This is a genomic window from Anaeromusa sp. (assembly GCF_028691475.1).
Classification (GTDB): Bacteria; Bacillota; Negativicutes; order Anaeromusales; family Anaeromusaceae; genus Anaeromusa.
The window spans coordinates 1-3,315 of record NZ_JAQUZF010000188.1 but is presented as its reverse complement, the minus strand read 5'-3'; the positions used below and the strand labels follow the sequence as shown (position 1 = coordinate 3,315).

The 3,315-nt window shown below is 50.6% G+C and carries 4 protein-coding genes; 1 reads left to right on the top strand and 3 read right to left on the bottom strand.

Features of this window, described 5'->3' with window-relative positions; all coding sequences use genetic code 11:
- Both PHF27_RS13985 and PHF27_RS13980 read right to left on the bottom strand, forming a co-directional pair.
- Window positions 1-898, bottom strand: an 898-nt coding sequence (locus PHF27_RS13985; RefSeq protein ID WP_300071392.1) for an ABC transporter permease subunit, incomplete at its 3' end; no start/stop codon positions are given.
- Between the two features lie 82 nt (window positions 899-980).
- Window positions 981-2,006, bottom strand: coding sequence for an ABC transporter substrate-binding protein (locus tag PHF27_RS13980; RefSeq protein WP_300071389.1), 1,026 nt, complete (start codon window positions 2,004-2,006; stop codon window positions 981-983).
- Window positions 2,007-2,170: 164 nt separating this feature from the next.
- On the opposite strand from PHF27_RS13980, the gene PHF27_RS13975 reads away from it, so the two are divergent.
- Window positions 2,171-2,767, top strand: a complete 597-nt coding sequence (locus tag PHF27_RS13975; RefSeq protein WP_300071387.1) for a glycerol-3-phosphate responsive antiterminator — start codon at window positions 2,171-2,173, stop codon at window positions 2,765-2,767.
- Window positions 2,768-3,086: 319 nt separating this feature from the next.
- Here the strand turns inward: PHF27_RS13975 and PHF27_RS13970 are convergent.
- Window positions 3,087-3,315: SDR family oxidoreductase (locus PHF27_RS13970; RefSeq protein WP_300071384.1), on the bottom strand; the 229-nt coding region annotated here is incomplete at its 5' end.

The following is a 3,315-nucleotide window of genomic DNA, read 5'->3' as shown; positions in this document are numbered from 1 at the left end:
TGCCCAGCTCTACCAGATTGGGCCGCGTGCTTTTGCCGGCAATGGTCGTATAATCCTTGCGGCCCAGCATAGCGGTCATGGCGAAAAGCAGCGTATTGGCCACCAGCATCAGCGATACCGCCAGGGCCGTAGCATCGCGAATGCCCTTGGCGTCGCCCATATAGACATAGGTCACAATGCGGGTGGTCAGCACCTCGATTTTCGCCGGCATGCCCACAATGGAAGGAATACCGAAACAGGAACCGGCGGCAATGAAAACCAGCAGGCCCCCGGCTAAAATACTGGGAAACATCAAAGGCAAGGTGACATCCCAAAGCGTCCGCAGCGGGGAAGCGCCGGAAATACGCGCCGCTTCCTCCAGGGTGGGGTCCATTTTTTCCAATGCCCTGGAAATCGTAATAAAGGCAAAGGGCGAATAGAACAGGGTCAGCACCCAAACCAGACCGCCCATACTGTAAATATTGAACGGCGACTGCGCCAAATCAAAGACATGCCGCAAAATCACATTCACATAGCCCACGCTGGGATTTAAAAGCTGGGTCCAAGCGATAGCGCCCACGTAGGGGGGAATCATATAGGTAGCCACCAGCATGGTGCGAAATGCTCCCTTGCCCGGCAAATCCGTCCGTCCTACCAGCCAGGCTAGAGGAAAAGTAATCACCAAGCTAAGGAGCATTACCATAAAAGACAGCTTGAAGGTATTTACCAACGCCGTCCAGTTGACCATTTTACTGTAGACATATTTATAGTTTTCCAAAGTAAAGGCGCCCTCAGTCACCACGCTGTTATACACCAAATACAGCATAGGAATGACCACAAACAGCACCAGCACCGCCACAGCGCCGGCAATCACAAGCCATTTAGAATCCAGGCGCATGCCAAAAATACGTTCTTCCACGATACTTCCTCCTCACGCAGTTTGCGGGGAAAAGGCGCGAATTCCAAGAATTCGCGCCTTTTTATAAACGGCTGCGTTCCGCTTATTCCAATACCTTCGATCGGAACATTTCTTTAATTTTTTCATTCTCTGTAGCCAGCTTGACCCAATCCACCTTAACTGCCTTATCAGCAAAGGTCTTCAGCGCCGGAGCGCCCTTCGGCGGCTCTACGTCATCGCGCACCGAATGCATCCAGCCTTTAACGATGGCCTGCTGTCCTTCTTTAGACAACCACCAATCCACCATGGTCTTAGCCGCCTCTTTATTCTGGCTAGAATTAAAAATAGCGATCGGGCTAGGAATCATCACTACGCCGTCTTCAGGATACACCACTTTCAGAGGCTCGCCTTTAGAAGCCAGCTTCAAAATGTTTTCTTCCAAAATAATCGCCACAAGGTATTCCCCTGTGAGCAGCTTATTCTGAATAGCGGAGTTTCCTTCCTCTACTTTTAAACCATTTTTCTTCAGATTTTCAAAATATTCCCAGCCATATTTGTCCGACAGCGCACCGGCCGCTACATAGGCAGTCCCGGATAGCAACGGATTCGGCATGGCGATCTTGCCCTGCCATTTGGGGTCCAGCAGATCTTTCCACGTTTTCGGCGCGTCTGCAGCCGAGACTTTCGCGGTATTATACGCTATAATCATGTTGGAAATGCGTACCGCCGTCCAGGCGCCATCGGCGTCCTTCGCCTGGGTTACGTCCTTATTGTTCGGAGACGCATAAGGGAAGAGCAGTTTTCTCTCCTTCAAGGTCAAATAGTATGAAGGATCCGCTACCATGATCAAGTCGGCGGCAATCTTATTCGCTTGAATTTCCCCGCTCAACTTGGTCATAACTTTTTCCGTACCGCCTTGGAACCACTGTACGTCCAGCGCGCCAAAGGCTTTTTTCACCGCCGGCTTGACGCTTTCAATAATATCCGGATAAATGGAAGTGTAAATCATCACTTTCCCTTGCGGACCGCCGTTACCGGCCGCATCTTTCTTTTCGCCGCCGCAGCCAGCCACTGCCAAAGACAGCGATACCAGCATCAGGCACAGCCATAGCCATCGTTTCCCGCTCACTTGTTCTGCCTCCTTTTAATACTCTGCTATCAGAATAAATTACTATAGATAAATCATTTCGTAATTCATTGCAAAACTCCTCCCTCGCTTATTTTTATTTTTGCAGGATTTTTTCAATGCATCCAGAAATGGTACCATTATCTTTTGTAAATGAGGTACAACTTATGAATATAACAAACAACAATAAAAACATTCTGCGCCTGCTGGCTAACGGACCAGTTATTCCTGCGCCTCGTTCCATTGACGATTTTAAACATGCTTTGCAGCACCATCCTTCGCCTACGGTTATCCTGCTTTTTGGCGACATCAATATGCTGCCCAACCTGTTGCAGCAAGCTAAGCAATATAACAAACGCGTTTTGGTTCATTTTGATCTTTTAGGCGGTATCGGCAAGGACCGCGCCGCGGTCACCTTTCTGTCCCGCCTGGGCGTCACCGGCGCCATCACCACCAAGCCGGCGCTGGTCAAGTATGCCCGCGAAGAAGGCATGCTGGTCATTCAGCGTTTATTCTTGATGGACTCGGAATCCATGAAAACAGGTATTCACCTGCTGAAGAACTACAAACCGGACGCCCTGGAAGTGCTCCCGGCCTGCATTCCCGCCAGCGTCGTCTCCGCTTTAAAACAAGAAACAGGCCTGCCTATTCTGGGCGGCGGCCTGCTTTACACTAAAGAAGACGTCCTCCAGGCCCTCAAAAACGGCGTCTGTGCTGTCAGCACCAGCCGTCGCGAGCTCTGGGACATCAAGTACGAAGAATAGGAATAACGGGAGGTCCGAGAAGGACCAACAAGAGAATCGGAGAATCTGAGGGTCCGAATGAGAAAAGAAACGTTCTTTTTAAAAAGCCGCTTTCGCGGCTTTTTTGTGTTTTTATAAAATTGCTCTTCCCTTTACTTTCTCTTCAAAAAACATCTTCTCTATCGTACCCTCCCGCGACTCCGATTCTCTTGTTCAACCTTTGTACCCTCAATCGCGCCCTCACTCTACTCCCTATACTCCTGTTAAAAAACCGTAACCCTCATGCGTACCCTCCCGGGACTCCGGTTCTCTTGTTCCTATCTCGTGTTCCGGCCTTTTTCTACGCCGTCAGCCCGCCGTCGACAGACCAGATAGCGCCAGTGACGAAGGAGGCCTCCGGAGAAGCCAAAAAGCCGATGACCGAGGCCACTTCCGCCGCCGCAGCCAAACGCTGCAGCGGGTACCAGCGAGCCATCTCTTTCATCGCTTCTTCTTTGTTAGGAGCCGCTTCGAGCTGCTTATCCAAAAGAGGGGTCCGTACATCCCCCGGGCAGACGCAATTGACTCGC

Bases quoted from the DNA above. Each gene is read 5' to 3' on its own strand.
- PHF27_RS13975 (WP_300071387.1), top strand. From the start codon at position 2,171: ATGAATATAACAAACAACAATAAAAACATTCTGCGCCTGCTGGCTAAC.